Here is an 18,576-nt window from a genome sequence, read left to right on the forward strand (position 1 = left end):
AAATCCATTATGTTCTATCTAAAAAACACAAACTTTTGGATGTTCGGCTTATTCTTTTTCTTTTACTTTTTTATCATGGGAGCCTACTTCCCGTTTTTCCCGATTTGGCTACATGACATCAACCATATCAGCAAAAGTGATACGGGCATTATTTTCGCTGCGATTTCCCTGTTCTCTCTGTTATTTCAACCGCTGTTTGGCTTGCTTTCTGACAAACTTGGACTGCGCAAATACCTGCTGTGGATTATTACCGGCATGTTAGTGATGTTTGCGCCATTCTTTATTTTTATCTTTGGCCCGCTGTTACAATACAATATTTTAGTAGGTTCGGTTGTTGGTGGTATTTATCTTGGCTTTTGTTTTAACGCCGGTGCGCCAGCAGTAGAAGCATTTATCGAGAAGGTCAGCCGTCGCAGTAATTTCGAATTTGGTCGCGCTCGGATGTTTGGCTGCGTTGGCTGGGCGCTGTGTGCCTCGATTGTCGGCATTATGTTCACCATCAACAACCAGTTTGTTTTCTGGCTGGGTTCTGGCTGTGCACTCATTCTCGCCATTTTGCTCTTTTTCGCCAAAACGGATGCACCTTCTTCCGCCACGGTTGCCAATGCCGTAGGTGCCAACCATTCGGCATTTAGCCTTAAGCTGGCGCTGGAACTGTTCAGACAACCCAAACTGTGGTTTTTGTCGCTGTATGTTATTGGCGTTTCCTGCACCTACGATGTTTTTGACCAACAGTTTGCTAATTTCTTTACTTCGTTCTTTGCCACCGGTGAGCAGGGTACGCGGGTATTTGGCTATGTCACAACAATGGGCGAATTACTTAACGCTTCGATTATGTTCTTTGCGCCACTGATCATTAATCGCATCGGCGGGAAAAACGCCCTGCTGCTGGCTGGCACCATTATGTCAGTACGTATTATTGGCTCATCGTTCGCCACCTCGGCACTGGAAGTGGTTATTCTAAAAACGCTGCATATGTTTGAAGTACCGTTCCTGCTGGTGGGCTGCTTTAAATATATTACCAGCCAGTTTGAAGTGCGTTTTTCAGCGACAATTTATCTGGTCTGTTTCTGCTTCTTTAAGCAACTGGCGATGATTTTTATGTCTGTTCTGGCAGGCAATATGTATGAAAGTATCGGTTTCCAGGGCGCGTATCTGGTGCTGGGTCTGGTGGCGCTGGGCTTCACCTTAATTTCCGTGTTCACGCTTAGCGGCCCCGGCCCGCTTTCTCTGCTGCGTCGCCAGGTGAATGAAGTCGCTTAAGCAATCAATGTCGGAACGGAATAATCGTAATGAACATGTCGATGACAGAAAGAATAAAAGCAGGAAAGTTATTTACCGATATGTGCGAAGGCTTACCTGAAAAAAGACTTCGTGGGAAAACGTTAATGTATGAGTTTAATCACTCGCATCCAGCGGAAGTTGAAAAAAGGGAAAGCCTGATTAAAGAAATGTTTGCCACGGTAGGGGAAAATGCCTGGATAGAACCGCCTGTCTATTTCTCTTACGGTTCCAACATCCATATAGGCCGCAATTTTTATGCAAATTTCAATTTAACCATCGTCGATGATTACACGGTAACGATCGGTGATAACGTACTGATTGCACCCAACGTTACTATTTCCGTTACCGGGCACCCTGTACACCATGAATTAAGAAAAAACGGAGAGATGTACTCTTTTCCGATAACGATTGGTAATAATGTCTGGATTGGCAGTCATGTAGTCATTAATCCAGGCGTCACCATCGGGGAAAATTCGGTTATTGGCGCGGGTAGTGTCGTAACAAAAAACATTCCGCCAAACGTCGTGGCTGCGGGCGTTCCTTGTCGGGTTATTCGCGAAATAAACGACCGGGATAAGCAATATTATTTCAAAGATTATGAGACTGATGGCAAAAGCAAAATTGCCTGATGCGCTACGCTTATCAGGCCTGCAAGTTCAGTGCTCTACGTAGGCCTGATAAGGCGTTCACGCCGCATCCGGCGTGAACAAAGCGCATCTGACAATAATTTATTTTCCCATCATCTGGCGAAACAAGCGTCGCCTCATGCCTCTTTGATCCACAGCTGCGGAAAACGTGCCGGTGCAAATCGCAGGGTTATGATCATCAGCCCAACAACGCACAGCGCATGAAACACCCAGTCCATCAGGTAATTGCCGCTGATACTACGCAACACGCCAGAAAACCAGGGGGAAAGCCCGGCGATGATAAAGCCGATCCCCTGCATAAACGCCACCAGCTTGCCAGCAATAGCCGGTTGCGCAGAGTGGTCGAGAGCCAGCAGCAAACAGAGCGGAAACGCGCCGCCCAGACCTAAACCACACACCATCACCCACAATACCGGCAATTGCAGTGGCAGCCAGATAAAGCCACAGAAACCAACCAGTTGTAACGCCAGTGCCAGCATCAAAAGTTTGCGCCGATCCTGATGGCGAGCCATGGCAGGCATCAGTAACGCCCCCGCAGCTTGCCCTAGCGTCATCAACGCCAGCAAGGAGCCGCTGTACTGCGCGCTGGCGCCAATCTCAATATAGAAGGCGGGTAACCAGGCAATCAGGCTGGCGTAACCGCCGTTAATCAGACCGAAGTAAAGCCCCAGCGTCCAGGCGCGAGGAGTGAATACCACACGAACCGGAGTGATTGTCGTGTTGTGAGATGAAGAGGCCTGGAGATTGCTCTGCCACCACCAGGCAAAGAGCGCAATAATGGCAGGTAGCGCCCACCAGGCGAGTGTTTGATACCAGTTTTCGCTGTGTTGAACTAACCAGGGCGTCAGGGCAGCACCAAGTCCACCACCGCCCATTAATGCCGCAGACCACAGCCCCATCACCAGTGGCGTGCGCTGCTGATACTGCCGTTTAATCACCGAAGGCATCACCGCCTGAATGATGCCGATTCCCACCCCACCGAGCAGTGCGCTGCTGAGCAGCAGCGCACTTTTAGGGTAAAGCTCACGCATCAATGCACCGACGGCAATCAGCACCAGGCTGATGGCGACGCTGCGACGTTCGCTGACATGCTGATGAAGCCAGCTTCCGGCCAGCGCCAGCCCGCCCATGGTGACCACCGGCAGAGCCGTCAACAGGGCTGCCACGCTAAAGCTCATTCCACTCGCCTGACGCAATTGCGGTAGCAGTGGTCCGACGGAGGTGAGCAGTGGTCGCATATTAAGACCAATCAGCACCAGAACCAGCAGCATCGTGAACGTCTTTTGATGGTCGCGCATGGCTGTCAGAACGGTTTGGTTGGCAGATATTTGCCATCTAAGGTGATGACCGCGCGTTCGCCACCTTCCGGGTCCGCCACCTTCTTGACGTCGAGTTTGAAGTTAATCGCACTGATGATGCCATCGCCGAACTTCTCATGAACCAACGCTTTCAGAGTGGTGCCGTACACCTGCAACATTTCATAGAAACGGTACATCGTTGGGTCGGTTGGAACACGGTCATCAATGCAGCCACGCAGCGGAATCATCTGCAACAGTAGAATGGCGTCTTCGTCGAGATCCAGTTTCGCCCCAACCAGACGGGCAGCGTCGGCAGGAAGCGCCTGCTGCCCCAGCAAAGCAGCGGTCACGAAGGCTTCTGCCAGACCGGTGCCGTCGGCAAGCTCGGCAAATGAGAGATCTTTTTTAGCTTTGCTGAGCAAAATAGCATCGGCAAGATCAAGACGAATATTGCGGTTAATTTGCGACTGAATCATGGTAAATCTCCTGATGGATTAAAAGTATGGTTACGCTGCAGCTTGCTGGCGTAGCGGTATGGCACAAACGCCGGGATTGGTTGCCAGTGGCACGAACTGGCGGGTTGCGCCGTCAAAGGCTGCGATGCTGCCGCTTTCAATGTCGTAGACCCAACCGTGCAGGGCGATCCGCCCCTCTTCGAGCGCCAGGCGCACCGATGGATGAGTTTGCAAATTAGCCAACTGAGCAATCACGTTTTCACGCACCATCGCCGCAGCTTTGGACGGTAAATCGGGATGCGGGCGCGCCTCATTAACGACGCGGGCAGAATCGGCATAACGCAGCCAGTGGGAGACGGCAGGCATATGGTTCATGCACTGACAGCTGGCAATGGCGGTCATCGCGCCACAGTTTGAATGACCACAAATCACAATGTCGGATACCCGAAGCGCAGCAACGGCATACTCCACCGAAGCCGAAACACCACCGGGTTCTGGCCCGTAAGAAGGGACGATATTGCCCGCGTTGCGAATAACAAACAGATCGCCGGGTTCACGTTGCGTCACCAGCTCAGGAACCAGACGGCTATCGGAGCAGGAAATAAAAAGGGTGCGCGGGCTTTGCTGTGTCGCCAGCTGTTTAAACAAGGCTTCCCGCTTCGGAAATGCCTCGCGCTGGAATTTAAGGAATCCATCAATAATCTCTTTCACCGTTAACCTCTGTCTGTCTCTGGAATGAGAGGCAGACTACTCGCCGATTGTCATAAGGTAAAAGTCTCATTTATGATGAGTTCTATTGGATTTACTTATAGGTTGGCAAATGCTCTCTCGACATATCAATTATTTTCTTGCCGTGGCTGAACATGGCAGCTTCACCCGTGCCGCCAGTGCGTTGCACGTCTCCCAGCCTGCGCTTTCCCAGCAGATTCGCCAGTTAGAGGAGAGTTTAGGCGTGCCGCTGTTTGACCGTAGCGGGAGAACGATTCGTCTCACTGATGCAGGGGAAGTCTGGCGACAGTACGCCAGCCGGGCATTACAGGAACTGGGAGCGGGTAAACGGGCGATTCATGATGTTGCCGATCTGACGCGAGGATCGCTGCGTATCGCCGTCACCCCCACCTTTACGAGCTACTTTATCGGCCCCTTAATGGCGGATTTCTATGTGCGTTACCCCGGCATCACGCTCCGGCTACAGGAAATGTCGCAGGAGAAAATCGAAGATCTGCTTTGCCGCGACGAGCTGGACGTTGGGATTGCTTTCGCGCCTGTGCATTCGCCGGAGCTGGAGGCAATTCCTTTACTGACAGAAAGTTTAGCGTTAGTCGTGGCGCAACATCATCCGCTGGCTGCCTGTGAACAGGTGGCGTTGAGTCGCTTGCATGATGAAAAACTGGTTCTGCTCAGCGCGGAATTTGCCACCAGAGAGCAAATTGACCACTACTGCGAGAAAGCGGGGTTACATCCACAGGTGGTCATTGAGGCAAACTCAATTAGCGCGGTTCTGGAGCTGATTCGCCGCACTTCCCTTTCCACATTGTTACCAGCAGCGATTGCCACACAACATGATGGGCTTAAAGCTATTTCTCTTGCCCCGCCACTACTGGAGAGAACGGCGGTTTTGTTGCGGCGGAAAAATAGCTGGCAGACAGCCGCTGCGAAGGCATTTTTGCACATGGCGTTGGAGGAATGCGCGGTTGTTGGCGGGAATGAATCACGGTAGCCACTGACACAGGTCAGTGGCTCTTCAACACAGAGGAAATTACCGTTTGTAATCGATGGCTTCTGGCTGCTCCAGATATACGGTGGTTTGTGCCGGTTGTGTGCTGGCAATCACCTTGCCGCCACGTACCGAATAACGTACCGGAACCTGACGGCGCAGCGCATCAAATCCGTTTTCTGCCGGCAGGATGATCAGGTTGGCGCTGTTTCCGGCGGCAATGCCGTAATCCTGCAAATTCAACGTTCTGGCGCTGTGGTGGGTGATTAAATTCAGGCCATCGTTAATCTGCCCGTAGCCCATCAACTGGCAAACATGCAGTCCCATATGCAGCACTTGCAGCATATTCGCCGTCCCCAGCGGATACCACGGATCGAAGACATCATCGTGACCAAAGCAGACGTTAATGCCGGACTCCAGCATCTCTTTAACGCGCGTAATGCCGCGACGTTTTGGATAAGTATCGAAACGTCCTTGCAGATGGATATTGACCAGCGGGTTGGCGACAAAGTTAATACCGGACATTTTCAGCAAGCGGAACAGGCGTGAGGTATACGCCCCGTTATAGGAGTGCATTGCCGTGGTATGGCTGGCGGTGACGCGCGCGCCCATGCCTTCGCGGTGCGCCAGGGCGGCAACGGTTTCGACAAAGCGCGACTGCTCATCGTCGATCTCATCACAGTGAACGTCGATCAGACGGTCGTATTTTTGCGCCAGAGCGAAGGTTTTATGCAGCGACTCCACGCCGTATTCACGGGTAAATTCAAAATGCGGAATCGCCCCAACGACGTCTGCCCCTAAGCGTAGCGCCTCTTCCAGCAACGCTTCACCGTTGGGATACGACAAAATCCCTTCCTGCGGGAAGGCGACGATTTGCAAATCAATCCACGGCGCGACTTCCTGCTTCACTTCCAGCATTGCTTTCAGCGCGGTCAGCGTTGCGTCCGAAACATCGACATGGGTACGCACATGCTGAATGCCGTTGGCAATCTGCCATTTCAGCGTTTGCCAGGCGCGTTGTTTCACATCGTCATGGGTTAATAACGCTTTGCGCTCGGCCCAGCGTTCAATGCCTTCAAACAGCGTGCCGGACTGATTCCAGTTCGGTTGTCCGGCGGTTTGCGTGGTGTCCAGGTGAATATGCGGCTCCACAAACGGCGGTATAACTAAACCTTGTTCGGCATCCAGGCTGTTTTCAGTTATGGGCATCACGCCGGATTGCGCATCAATGGCGCTGATTTTTCCGTCCTGCAGATGAATCTGCCACAGCCCCTCTTTGCCGGGTAACCGGGCGTTAATAATGGTCTGTAAAGCGTTATTCGACACTGTTAGCCTCCACATGCGTCATTGCTGCTGTCGTTTTACGATTCAAAATCGGGTTAAGGATCAGATAGCTCAGCGCGCCACCTAATACCGCGTTGACCGGAACAATTCCCGGTAACCAGTGGCCTGCGGCAATCCCCAGCGCGACAGCCAGAATCGCCACCCAATTGACACTCATCATACGCGTGGTCGCAAAGTGCTCATAGCAGCGACGGTTCATCAGATAGTCGGCGATGATCACGCCCCCCACCGGAGGAATAGCTGCCGAAAGGAAGGTCAACCAGCCGACAAAATTGTTATACAGCCATAATGCGCAGACCGTACCGATAATACCGTTAATCACCGAAAGGGTTTTGCTCGACATACCGGTAATGTTGGCGAAACCTAAACCCGACGCATAGAGTGCGTTATCGTTGGTGGTCCAGATATTCAGCCCCAGCACCACAATCGCAGGCAGCAGCAGACCCTGAGCAATCATCACATCAGAGATATCCGCCATCCCCAGCGCCGCAGCGCCCGCCGCACCGAAAATAAACATCAACGAGTTGCCGAGGAAAAAGGCCACCATCGCCACCAGCACCGCCAGTTTGGCATTGCGACCAAACCGGACAAAGTCAGCGGTGAGCGTGCCCGCACTGATAAATGAACCGACAACCAGCGCCAGCGCGACATTGAAATCTAACGGTTGTGCGGGAACGACTGCTTTCAATGCCTCCAGACCGCCCATACCGTTAACGGCCAGCCACACGGAATAACCGCCAAGGCAGGCAATCGCCGGAACCGCAATTACAGACAGAACCGTCAGCGCCGAAATGCCAAAGAACACGGTTACGGTCATCAGTAGACCGGATACGGCAATCAGCAAATTAATATCCAGCCCGGTCGCCTTGCCCACCGGAATAGCAAACATCGCTACGCCAACGCCAAACCAGCCGACCTGGGTGCCGCCCAGCAGCAGTGAAGGCAGCCATGAGCCTTTAACACCAAAAGAGAAGCGAGCAAGAAGATGGGTGGTCAGGCCGGTTTTTGCGCCAATGTAACCAAGAAATGAAGTGTAAATACCGAGGAGAAGATTACCGATGAGGACTGCGAGGAAGAAATCATGATAGCTAAGACCGGTTCCGAGAGTGCCGCCGGTCCACATACTGGCGGAAAAGAAGGTTAATCCCAGCATGACGAACGTCAATGCCAATACCCCTTTGCGCGCCGACTGCGGGACTGGCCCCTGGCTAAAGTTGTTATCTTGCGACACGAAATTCCTCCGTTTGCTGTTTGAAACCCAAAAAATCCGCCGCATTCTATTCATCTGAAAATAAAAAGCAATCGTTTCCGTGGTGGAATATATTTTTTATATGAATGAATAAAAAAAGATGGGGAAAAAATTATCTGTGTAAAAACAGTGGGTAGGCATGATAAGACGCGCCAGCGTCGCATCAGGCATCGGCGCACAACTGTTGGATGCACCACGCGACGCATCCAACAATACCTTACTCTTCCATCGCCTGGCGGATCTGATCCAACGACGCAGGATCATCAATGGTCGTCAGATCCCCCGGATCGCGTCCTTCGCAAATCGCCTGGATCGTGCGGCGCAGCATTTTTCCGGATCGCGTTTTCGGTAATTGCGAGACAAACCAGACATGCGCCGGGCGGCCAAAGTTACCAATCTGACTGTCCACCAGCGCCATAATCGCCTTCTCTTGCGAGTGCGCCACGTCGCGGTCTTCCAGACTGTCGCTCTCTTTGGGAATGACAAACGCCACCGCCACCTGCCCTTTCAGCGCATCTTTCACCCCAACCACTGCTACTTCGGCAACGCCCGGATGACTAGAGATACTCTCTTCAATCTCGCGCGTCCCCAGCCGATGCCCGGCAACATTAATCACATCATCGGTACGCCCGAGAATAAAGTGATAACCGTCACCGTCGCGGATGCCCCAGTCAAAGGTGGCGTACACCGGACGGGAAAACAACGACCAGTACGTCTTCACAAAGCGGTCATCATCGCCCCAGATGGTCTGAATACAGCCCGGCGGCAATGGCCCTTCCACCACCAGCATCCCTTTCTCATTGACGCCGCACGGTTCGCCGGTGACTTCATTGAGCAACTGCACGTTGTAGCCATACATCGGCACGCCTGGGCTTCCCAGCCGCGTCGGTCTGTCATCCAGACCGCGAGCAATCGCCATAATCGGCCAGCCGGATTCAGTCTGCCAGTAGTTGTCGATGACCGGCACATCCAGCGTATTGCTCACCCAACTGGCGGTCGGCTCGTCCAGCGGTTCTCCTGCCAGATAGAGCACTTCCAGCGACGAGAGATCGTGTTTGCGAATTTCAGCGGTAGGGAATTTTTTCAGCACGCGAATGGCGGTCGGCGCCGAGAACATACGGCTAACCTGATATTTCTCGACGATTTTCCACCACACGCCGCAGTCCGGCCAGGTCGGCAATCCTTCGTAAACAATTGTCGCCATCCCCGCCAGCAGCGGCGCGTAGACGATATACGAATGCCCCACCACCCAGCCGATATCCGACGCGCAAAAGAACACGCCGCCCGCTTTGCCGCCAAAAATAGTGTCCATCGAGGTCGCCAGCGCCACCGCATATCCGCCGACATCACGCTGCACGCCTTTAGGTTTGCCGGTAGTGCCGGATGTGTAGAGAATGCAGGAGGTTTCGTTGGATTCCAGCCACGCCACCGGCACCCGCGCGCCGATGTGCTGATGGCGCAACGACGCAAAATCGACATCCCGCCCGCTGACACGCGCCATTTTTGCCAGCCCGCGATCCACCAGCAATACGTGGCGCGGCGGGTGTTGCGCCTGGCTTATCGCATCGTCGAGCAATTTTTTATAGGGAATGATTTTGCCACCGCGCGCCCCGGCATCTGCCGAGACAATCAGCACCGGTTTAGCGTCATCAATCCGCGCCGCCACGCTGTGCGAGGCAAATCCACCAAATACCACCGAGTGAATAGCGCCAATGCGCGCACAGGCCAGCAACGTAATATGCGCTTCGGCAATCATCGGCATATACACCAATACCCGATCGCCACGCTGCACGCCCAGTGAGCGCAGCATTGACGCCACCGCGTTCACTTCGTCATATAACTGGCGAAAGGTAAAGGTGCGCTCTTCTTCTGTCTCCGAAGAGACGGCAATCAATGCCAGCGCCTCTGGCTGTTTCTCCAGCCAGCGGTCGATGGCGTTGTGACACAAGTTGGTTCGGCCTTCACAAAACCAACGGGCAAACGGCGGATTGCTGTGATCGAGCGTTTGCGTAAAGGGCGTCTGCCAGTCAATACGCTGAGCCTGCTCAGCCCAGAACTGCTCCGGTTCGTTAATCGAACGCTGATAAAATTCGCTAAAAGACATAATGCTCTCCTGTTGAACTTACGCCTTACCGCTGTTTGCTTAAATGACGTACAGGTCGAGATACTCATTGACCGGCATCTGTTCGAGGCGAGTTCTGTCGAGAGAAACGTCCAGAATGCGCTGCTGCTGGCGAGTCGGGAACTGGCGCGCGAGGTTGATTTTGAATTTATCGACCAGTTTCGGAATGCCATCCTGACGGCGGCGAGCATGACCAATCGGGTACTCCACCACCACTTCTTCAAAGCGCGTGCCGTCGGTGAACTCAAGGGTAATGGCATTGGCGATAGCGCGTTTTTCCGGGTCGTGGTAGTCAGCGGTAAACGCCGGATCTTCAAAGCAATTGATCTTCTCGCGCAGGGCATCGATACGTTTATCTTGCGCAACCTTGTCTTCGTAATCTGCCGCCGTTAAGCGCCCGAACAGCAGCGGGATCGCCACCATGTACTGAATGCAGTGGTCGCGGTCAGCCGGGTTATTGAGGGGGCCTTTTTTGTCGATGATGCGAATACAGGCTTCGTGGGTGCGAATGGTCACTTTTTCGATATCTGCCGCCGTTTTGCCTGCTGCCTGCATCTGCTCATAGAGCGTCATCGCCGCTTCAACTGCCGTCTGGGAGTGGAACTCCGCCGGGAAGGAGATTTTGAACAGCACATTTTCCATAACGTAGGAACCGTACGGGCGCTGGAAGCGGAACGACTCGCCTTTAAAGGAGACGTCGTAGAAGCCCCACACCGGCGCGGTCAGGGCTGATGGGTAACCCATTTCGCCGGTTTTCGCCATCAGTGCCAGCCGTACCGCGCGGGAAGTGGCATCGCCCGCTGCCCAGGATTTACGCGTGCCGGTGTTCGGTGCATGGCGGTAAGTGCGCAGCGACTGACCGTCCACCCACGCCAGCGAAACGGCGTTGAGGATTTCCTCGCGGGTCAGGCCGAGCATTTCTGCGACCACGGCGGTGGAAGCGACTTTCACTAACAGAACGTGGTCGAGGCCGACGCGGTTAAAGGAGTTTTCCAGCGCGATGCAGCCCTGAATTTCATGGGCTTTGATCATTCCGGTCAGCACCTGTTTCATGGTCAACGGCGCTTTGCCGCTGGCGACCGCGTTGCGCGAAAGCCAGTCCGCCGTTGCCAGAATGCCGCCGAGGTTGTCGGAAGGATGCCCCCACTCCGCCGCCAGCCAGGTATCGTTGAAATCGAGCCAACGGATCATTGCGCCGATGTTAAATGCCGCCTGGACGGGGTCGAGCTGAAACTGAGTTCCGGGGACGCGCACACCGTTGGGTACGACGGTGCCGGGGACAATTGGCCCCAGCAGTTTTTTACAGGCCGGGTATTCAAGGGCTTCAAGACCGCAGCCGAGAGTGTCGAGCAGGCAGTAATGTGCGGTGTCGTAGGCTACTTTGGAGCTGATTTCGTAGTTCATCACGTAATCGACGATATCAACGATTTCACGATCGAATTCCGGGCGGATGTTGTTGATTTGAGCTGACATTGGGTACGTTTCCTTCGGATTTTTTATAAAGTTAAAGTGGTTATTTTTTTACTCTGTTATCGAGGGTGAGTGTTTGCTTCTGAGCAGGCCTTTCCCCTCACCCTAACCCTCTCCCCAAAGGGGCGAGGGAACTGTTCGTGCACTTGGTCAAAATGGAGCGCGTTTTTCCCCCTCTCCCTTCCAGGGAGAGGGCCGGGGTGAGGGTATATGTCCGCACCTGAGCTGGCCTTCCCCCTCACCCTAACGGGCAAATTGTGCACGCTGTTACCTCCTGCGCCGTTCTTCTTACTGACGCTTATCCAGCGCGACAAACGGGCGGTCTTCCGGCCCAACATAATTGGCGGAAGGACGGATAATTTTGTTGTCCTGACGTTGTTCGATAATGTGCGCCGCCCAGCCGGTGACGCGGGCGATAACAAACAGTGGAGTGAACATCTCGGTGGGAACGCCCATCATGTTGTAGGAAACAGCGGAGAACCAGTCGAGATTGGGGAACATTTTTTTGCTCTCCCACATCACCGTTTCCAGGCGATCGGCAATGTTGTACATCTTCAGCGAGCCGCCTTCCTGCGAGAGCTGCTTCGCCACACGCTTGATCACCTGATGGCGCGGGTCGGCAATGGTATAAACCGGATGCCCGAAACCAATCACCACCTCTTTGTTTTCCACGCGCTTGCGGATATCCGCTTCGGCTTCGTCCGGCGTTTCGTAGCGTTGCTGGATCTCCAGTGACACTTCATTCGCCCCGCCGTGTTTCGACCCGCGCAGTGCGCCAATCGCGCCAATAATCGCGGAATACATATCAGAGCCGGTGCCTGCAATCACCCGGCTGGTAAAGGTGGAGGCGTTAAACTCGTGCTCGGCATACAGCACCAGCGAAATTTGCATCGCCTTTTCCCAACTTTGCGATGGCTTTTCGCCATGCAGCAGATGCAGGAAGTGACCGCCGATAGAGTCGTCATCGGTTTCCGGCTGGATGCGTTCGCCGTTGTGGCTGTAGTGATACCAGTAGAGAAGAATCGAACTCAGCGACGCCAACAGTTTGTCGGCAATATCCCGCGCGCCGGAGACGGTGTGCCCCTCTTTTTCCGGCAGCGTGCAGCCGAGCGCGGAAACGCCGGTGCGCATAACATCCATCGGGTGTGATGCCGCCGGTAAGGCTTCCAGCACGGTACGCACGTTAGCCGGTAAACCGCGCAGGGCTTTCAGTTTCGTTTTGTAAGCGGCGAGTTCGTCACGGGTCGGCAGTTTGCCGTGGATCAGCAGATGCGCCACTTCTTCAAATTCGCAATGTTCTGCGAGATCGAGAATATCGTAGCCGCGATAGTGCAGGTCGTTGCCGCTTTTGCCTACGGTACAAAGCGCGGTGTTACCCGCCGGAACGCCAGAAAGTGCCACAGATTTTTTTGGTTTAATGACATGGGTACTGTTTTGCAGGATCGTTGTGTCGCTCATGTTGTCCTCGTCATTGTTATCATTTGTAGGGTCGAGATTGTTGTCGGATGCGACGCCATGCGTCTTATCCGACCTACAGTTCACCCCGTAGGCCTGATAAGTCGCGTCAGCGGCGCATCAGGCATCGGTTGTCGAATACAACCAACGGGCGTTTGTTTATTTCGCCTGGCTACGGGCAAACAGGTCGTCGAGCTTCTCTTCGTACTGGTAGTAGTTGATGCTTTCGTACAACTCGTTGCGGGTCTGCATGGTGTCGATCACGCTTTTCTGCGTGCCTTCCTGACGCAGGACGTTGTAGACATGTTCGGCGGCGCGGTTCATGGCGCGGAATGCTGAAAGCGGGTACAGCGCCATTGCGACATGGGCGCTGCGTAATTCATCGGTGGTGAACAGTGGAGTGGCGCCAAATTCGGTAATGTTGGCGAGGATTGGCACCTGCACCGCATCGGCAAACTGGCGGTACATGGCGAGTTCAGTAATCGCCTCCGGGAACAGCATCTCGGCACCGGCTTCAACATAGGCTCGCGCGCGTTCGATCGCGCCGTCCAGACCTTCCACTGCCAGCGCATCGGTGCGCGCCATGATCACAAAATCAGGATCGGTTTTCGCATCCACCGCCGCGCGGATCCGATCAACCATCTCCTCTTTCGAGACGATCGCTTTGTTCGGACGATGACCGCAGCGTTTCGCGCCGATCTGATCTTCAATATGCAATCCTGCCGCACCGGCTTTAATCATCGATTTCACAGTACGCGCCACGTTAAAGGCCGAAGAGCCAAAGCCGATATCGGCATCAACCAGCAGCGGCAGCGAGCAAACGTCGGTGATACGCCGAATATCGGTCAGCACATCATCAAGGGTAGAAATACCGAGATCGGGTAGCCCCAGCGAACCTGCCGCCACGCCACCACCGGAGAGATAAATCGCCTGATATCCGGCACGCTGCGCCAACAACGCATGGTTGGCGTTAATGGTGCCAACAATTTGCAACGGAGTTTCTTTGGAGAGTGCGGCGCGAAACGCTTTACCTGGAGAGTGTAGAGACATAGCCCATCCTTTGTTATCAACTTGTTATTTTCGTTGATAAACACAAAGCAAGGGCTATGCCACAATTGATAAACTCAAAATAATCAATACATTTCAATTTGTTAACAAAAACACTCTTACTTAATCCGCAAATATGCGTTTCAGTTAACGTTTCAGGCAATGTTTCACCGCGTTTCATTGCAACAATTATGAAACAAGACTAAACCCAATATTCGGTTTCTTAATTCTTTGGGGTGCTATGGCACATCCACCACGGCTGAACGACGATAAACCCGTTTTTTGGACGGTATCAGTGACGCGTCTGTTCGAACTGTTTCGCGATATCAGCCTTGAGTTTGATCACCTGGCGAACATAACGCCTATCCAGCTTGGCTTTGAAAAAGCGGTGGCCTACATCCGCAAGAAACTGGCAAGTGAACGCTGCGACGCCATCATCGCCGCTGGCTCTAACGGCGCGTACCTGAAAAGCCGCCTGTCAGTGCCCGTTATTTTGATTAAACCGAGCGGCTTTGATGTGTTACAGGCACTGGCAAAAGCCGGAAAACTCACCTCATCGATTGGCGTCGTTACTTATCAGGAAACCATTCCGGCGCTGGTCGCGTTTCAGAAGACCTTTAATCTGCGCCTCGACCAACGTAGCTATATCACCGAAGAAGACGCACGCGGGCAGATTAACGAGCTAAAAGCTAGCGGCACCGAAGCCGTGGTCGGTGCCGGGCTGATTACAGATCTGGCAGAAGAAGCCGGAATGACCGGAATTTTTATCTATTCCGCTGCCACCGTGCGCCAGGCGTTCAGCGATGCGCTGGATATGACGCGCATGTCTCTAAGGCATAACGCCCAGGACACTACCCGCAACGCCCTGCGTACTCGTTACGTTCTGAGCGATATGCTTGGTCAATCGCCACAGATGGAACAAGTGCGGCAAACCATTTTGCTCTATGCCCGATCCAGTGCGGCGGTGCTGATTCAGGGAGAAACGGGAACCGGTAAAGAGCTGGCGGCTCAGGCGATACATCGGGAATACTTTGCCTGTCATGACGCTCGCCACGGTAAAAAATCACATCCGTTTGTTGCCGTTAACTGCGGAGCGATTGCCGAATCATTGCTGGAAGCGGAGCTGTTTGGCTATGAGGAAGGTGCGTTTACCGGCTCGCGACGCGGAGGCCGCGCCGGGCTGTTCGAAATTGCCCACGGCGGCACGCTGTTTCTTGATGAAATTGGCGAAATGCCGCTGCCTTTGCAGACTCGCCTGCTGCGGGTGCTGGAAGAAAAAGAGGTCACTCGCGTCGGCGGACATCAACCGATTCCGGTAAATGTGCGGGTCATCAGCGCCACCCACTGCAATCTGGAAGAGGATATGCAGCAAGGACGTTTTCGCCGTGATCTGTTTTATCGACTGAGTATTTTACGTCTGCAATTGCCGCCACTGCGCGAGCGGGGTGCGGATATTCTGCCGTTGGCAGAAAGCTTTTTAAAAGTGTCTCTGGCGGCGCTCTCCGCCCCGTTTTCTGCTGCGTTACGCGAGGGGTTAAATACCTGCCAGGTGGTTTTATTGCACTATGAGTGGCCGGGAAATATTCGTGAACTCCGCAATATGATGGAGCGACTGGCGCTATTTTTAAGTGTGGAACCGACGCCGGATTTAACGCCGCAGTTTTTGCAACGGCTACTGCCGGAATTAGCCCACGCGTCGGCGAAAATTACCGCCTCCCCCTTGCTGACACCCCAACAGGCACTGGAGAAATTTAATGGTGATAAAACAGCAGCGGCGAATTATTTAGGCGTCAGCCGAACGACGTTCTGGCGGCGGCTGAAAAATTAAATTGCCGGATGCGGTGTGACCCCCTATCCGGCCTACAAAATCATAAATTTCAATATATTGCATTCACCGATAGACGTGCACATCGGGCATATTTACATGGCTTCAGAATTACTTCTTCTTATAAATATTTGCCGTGCCGTGGATCTTATTGTCAGTCTGACCGGAGGTCAGTACCAACACATCAGCACCTTTTTCATCCGCTTTTTTGATTAAATCTTCTTTTGCATCTGCAGTCGACATTTCATTACTTGTTGAAATATCACCTATTTTTTCATATTGCGATTCAACCTTTTCAAATTCCGCTTTAGTCATCAATTCAGCGGCATAGACGTTTGTGACAACAAAAGCTAACGCACCAACTAAGAGCTTAGTTCCAGTTTTCATAGGTGAACTCCATAATGTGTGATTGGCTAATGCCCTGAAGCTAACAGTCATCATCAGGGTTGATTAATAAGTAGTTCAGTGGTTAGGAAAAATCCACAGGAAAAGAGAATATATTTGTATTGTTCTTAATGCGAACCACTCTTGTCCGACTGGTTAATAACTTTCACTGCAATTATCGCTGGTGTTATTTGAATTATTTTTTATAAAAATCTCAAATTTTCACTCTGCCAGATATTCAATATAAAACTTACACCACCCACATTATTTTTCTGAATAAAAAAAACAAAACAATCTATTGAGTTGATTTTTATAAGCATTATTTGCTTTATCCATTATTAACCTTAAGACGATTTGCTATTATTTTTTAATAATAACATTGAAAAATTCATTCACACCACTTACAAACCACTAAAACCTATCAATGCAATAAACAACTAACACTTTAATAAATTTATGGCATCTAATATTACAGATATTCTCATTTAGCAACTTGTATATTTACGCCTTACAAGGCTTCGGGAAGAAAAACAGTGCAATAAAAACATCTCGCCATTTAAATTTAAGGATGAAAGTGAGTGATATGAAACTAGCAAAACATGCTTTATCAACCCTGGCTATAGCCATTTCAACAATATTATCCACACCCGTATCTCTGGCCGTAACCCCACCCACAGATGAAAATAGCACTGTTGTCATTAATAATGGCGAAGAAGCAAAAGTTATTGCCTCTGAGGGTTATGCTCCCGGATGGAATCATTTTACTTCTTTGAATGTAGGCCAAAACTCTAACGGCTCATTACTCATTGAAAATATTTCACTTATTACTGCTAATGCTACCGTAGGCAATAACTCTGAAGGTTCCCTCACTTTATCCGACCATACCAACTGGCAGTTTGATACCCCTACCTCCAAAATGTATTTGGGTACAAATGAAGGTTCCGGCACCGTATACGTGTTAGAAGGCAGTAAGATAAGTGGCCTGCAGGAACTCAGGATTGGTGAGTATTATGGTGATGCCAAAGGGTTGATGGTTATTGATGGGGAAAACTCATCAGTTTCCTCTAACATTGCTCTTGTTGGCGATCAGGGAACCGGCAATTTACGTATTACTAATGGCGGCACACTCACTACCTCAGCTCAGGTAGCTATTGGATATGCTTATCCAGGCAATGGTACATCAAAAAATCGTAATAGTTATGGCGAGGTTCTGGTTGACGGTAAAAATTCAACATTGAATGCTGAATATGTTTATCTTGGTGGATTCAGCCCAGATGTTGCTTTTAATACTACCGGTATCCTTACCGTTAATAACGGTGCAACAATCAATGCCAATTCGTTTATCTGGGTTACTGTCGCACCTGGCGCCACAGGCGTTTTAAATATTGGTGGTGCGCAAGGTGAGGCTGAACAGCCTGCAGGTTCGATTAATACGCCATTTATTCATTTGGGAGCCGCAGATGCTTCCTCCACATCGGTAGTAAACTTTAATCACTCCAGTACCGATTTTCTCCTGGCCTCACCTATACAGGGAAACGGCCAGGTTAACCAGGTCGGCTCCGGGACGACAACATTATCCGGTATGAATAACTATGCCGGTAATACCTATATAACCAAAGGCAGCCTACGTGCGGGTAAAGAGAATACCTTCAGCCCCAACTCCGATTTTATTGTCGACGGTGGTGGACACCTCGATTTAAACGGTTATTCGCAAGCGTTAAAAACGCTGGCGCTGGCTGGAACAGCAACGCTGTCTTCGTATGAACAAGGCCACGAGTTCACGCCGACCACACTGACCATTAACGGCAACTATACTGCCAGTGATGGTTTGTTAGTCATGCATACTGTATTAGGCGATGATAATTCCGCAACGGATAAACTCGTCGTAAAAGGTGATACTTCCGGTAGCACCCGCATCATGGTCAACAATGCGGGCGGCCTGGGCGCGGATACCCTGGAAGGGATAAAAATTGTAGAGGTTGACGGCCTGTCAGAGGGCGTTTTCAGTAAAGAGGGGCGTATTGTTGCCGGTCCCTATGATTACAACGTGACCAAAAGCGACAACCAGAACTGGTTTTTAACCAGTGAAATTCCCGCAGGACCGTATACCCCACCGGAACTGCCTGTAGTCCCGGAACCAGATCCTGAGCCTCCTGTAACACCAGAACCCCCTGTAACACCAGAACCGCCAGTGACACCGGAGCCGCCTGTTACGCCATCTGTTCCGCAGCCGGAAAGAAAGCATCAGTATCGCCCGGAGATTGGCAGCTATGTGGCCA

At 52.0% G+C, this 18,576-nt stretch carries 15 protein-coding genes; 5 read left to right on the plus strand and 10 right to left on the minus strand.

Annotated features, from left to right (window positions below):
• Positions 1-9: 9 nt before the first annotated feature.
• On the plus strand, positions 10-1,263 hold the full coding sequence (gene lacY / locus HEN21_RS03755; RefSeq protein WP_000499564.1) for a lactose permease: 1,254 nt from the start codon (positions 10-12) through the stop codon (positions 1,261-1,263).
• 29 nt (positions 1,264-1,292) lie between these two features.
• Positions 1,293-1,913, plus strand: a complete 621-nt coding sequence (gene lacA, locus HEN21_RS03760; protein WP_024195100.1) for a galactoside O-acetyltransferase — start codon at positions 1,293-1,295, stop codon at positions 1,911-1,913.
• 134 nt (positions 1,914-2,047) lie between these two features.
• On the opposite strand, the gene HEN21_RS03765 is transcribed toward lacA, so the two are convergent.
• The 3 genes from HEN21_RS03765 to cynT are packed head-to-tail and all read right to left on the minus strand — an operon-like array spanning position 2,048 to position 4,395.
• Positions 2,048-3,229: a CynX/NimT family MFS transporter gene (locus HEN21_RS03765; protein WP_176251676.1), complete on the minus strand. Its 1,182-nt coding sequence runs from the start codon at positions 3,227-3,229 to the stop codon at positions 2,048-2,050.
• A 5-nt stretch (positions 3,230-3,234) separates the two neighbouring features.
• Positions 3,235-3,705 (minus strand): cyanase, encoded by a 471-nt coding sequence (cynS, locus tag HEN21_RS03770; protein ID WP_016231598.1) that lies wholly within the window; start codon positions 3,703-3,705, stop codon positions 3,235-3,237.
• Between the two features lie 30 nt (positions 3,706-3,735).
• Positions 3,736-4,395: a carbonic anhydrase CynT gene (gene cynT, locus HEN21_RS03775; protein ID WP_176251677.1), complete on the minus strand. Its 660-nt coding sequence runs from the start codon at positions 4,393-4,395 to the stop codon at positions 3,736-3,738.
• Positions 4,396-4,504: 109 nt separating this feature from the next.
• Between cynT and cynR the strand changes: the two genes are divergently transcribed.
• On the plus strand, positions 4,505-5,404 hold the full coding sequence (gene cynR, locus HEN21_RS03780; protein ID WP_176251678.1) for a transcriptional regulator CynR: 900 nt from the start codon (positions 4,505-4,507) through the stop codon (positions 5,402-5,404).
• 39 nt (positions 5,405-5,443) lie between these two features.
• Here cynR and codA read toward each other — a convergent pair whose 3' ends face one another.
• The 6 genes from codA to prpB form a co-directional block, all read right to left on the minus strand.
• Entirely contained in the window at positions 5,444-6,727 is a 1,284-nt protein-coding gene (gene codA / locus HEN21_RS03785) for a cytosine/isoguanine deaminase (protein ID WP_001299008.1), read from the minus strand.
• On the minus strand, positions 6,717-7,976 hold the full coding sequence (codB, locus tag HEN21_RS03790; protein ID WP_176251679.1) for a cytosine permease: 1,260 nt from the start codon (positions 7,974-7,976) through the stop codon (positions 6,717-6,719). Before codB ends, codA begins: the two co-directional genes overlap by 11 nt.
• Positions 7,977-8,211: 235 nt before the next feature.
• Complete coding sequence (prpE, locus tag HEN21_RS03795) at positions 8,212-10,098, minus strand: propionate--CoA ligase (protein ID WP_176251680.1); 1,887 nt, start codon at positions 10,096-10,098, stop codon at positions 8,212-8,214.
• A gap of 39 nt (positions 10,099-10,137) precedes the next feature.
• Positions 10,138-11,589, minus strand: coding sequence for a 2-methylcitrate dehydratase (gene prpD, locus HEN21_RS03800; RefSeq protein ID WP_001275871.1), 1,452 nt, complete (start codon positions 11,587-11,589; stop codon positions 10,138-10,140).
• Between the two features lie 285 nt (positions 11,590-11,874).
• Entirely contained in the window at positions 11,875-13,044 is a 1,170-nt protein-coding gene (gene prpC / locus HEN21_RS03805) for a bifunctional 2-methylcitrate synthase/citrate synthase (protein ID WP_176251681.1), read from the minus strand.
• A 156-nt stretch (positions 13,045-13,200) separates the two neighbouring features.
• Entirely contained in the window at positions 13,201-14,091 is an 891-nt protein-coding gene (gene prpB, locus HEN21_RS03810; protein ID WP_000052181.1) for a methylisocitrate lyase, read from the minus strand.
• Between the two features lie 238 nt (positions 14,092-14,329).
• Between prpB and prpR the strand changes: the two genes are divergently transcribed.
• Positions 14,330-15,916, plus strand: a complete 1,587-nt coding sequence (prpR, locus tag HEN21_RS03815) for a propionate catabolism operon regulatory protein PrpR (protein WP_176251682.1) — start codon at positions 14,330-14,332, stop codon at positions 15,914-15,916.
• Positions 15,917-16,024: 108 nt separating this feature from the next.
• Here the strand turns inward: prpR and yahO are convergent, their stop codons facing one another.
• Positions 16,025-16,300 carry a DUF1471 family periplasmic protein YahO gene (yahO, locus tag HEN21_RS03820; RefSeq protein ID WP_000848012.1) on the minus strand — a complete coding sequence of 92 codons (276 nt, stop codon included), beginning with the start codon at positions 16,298-16,300 and terminating at the stop codon, positions 16,025-16,027.
• Positions 16,301-16,880: 580 nt separating this feature from the next.
• Here yahO and HEN21_RS03825 point away from each other — a divergent pair.
• On the plus strand, positions 16,881-18,576 hold a 1,696-nt coding region (locus HEN21_RS03825; protein ID WP_286135165.1), incomplete at its 3' end, for an autotransporter outer membrane beta-barrel domain-containing protein.

Origin of the sequence: Escherichia sp. 93.1518, assembly GCF_013368915.2 — a bacterium.
GTDB classification, from domain to species: Bacteria; Pseudomonadota; Gammaproteobacteria; order Enterobacterales; family Enterobacteriaceae; genus Escherichia; species Escherichia ruysiae.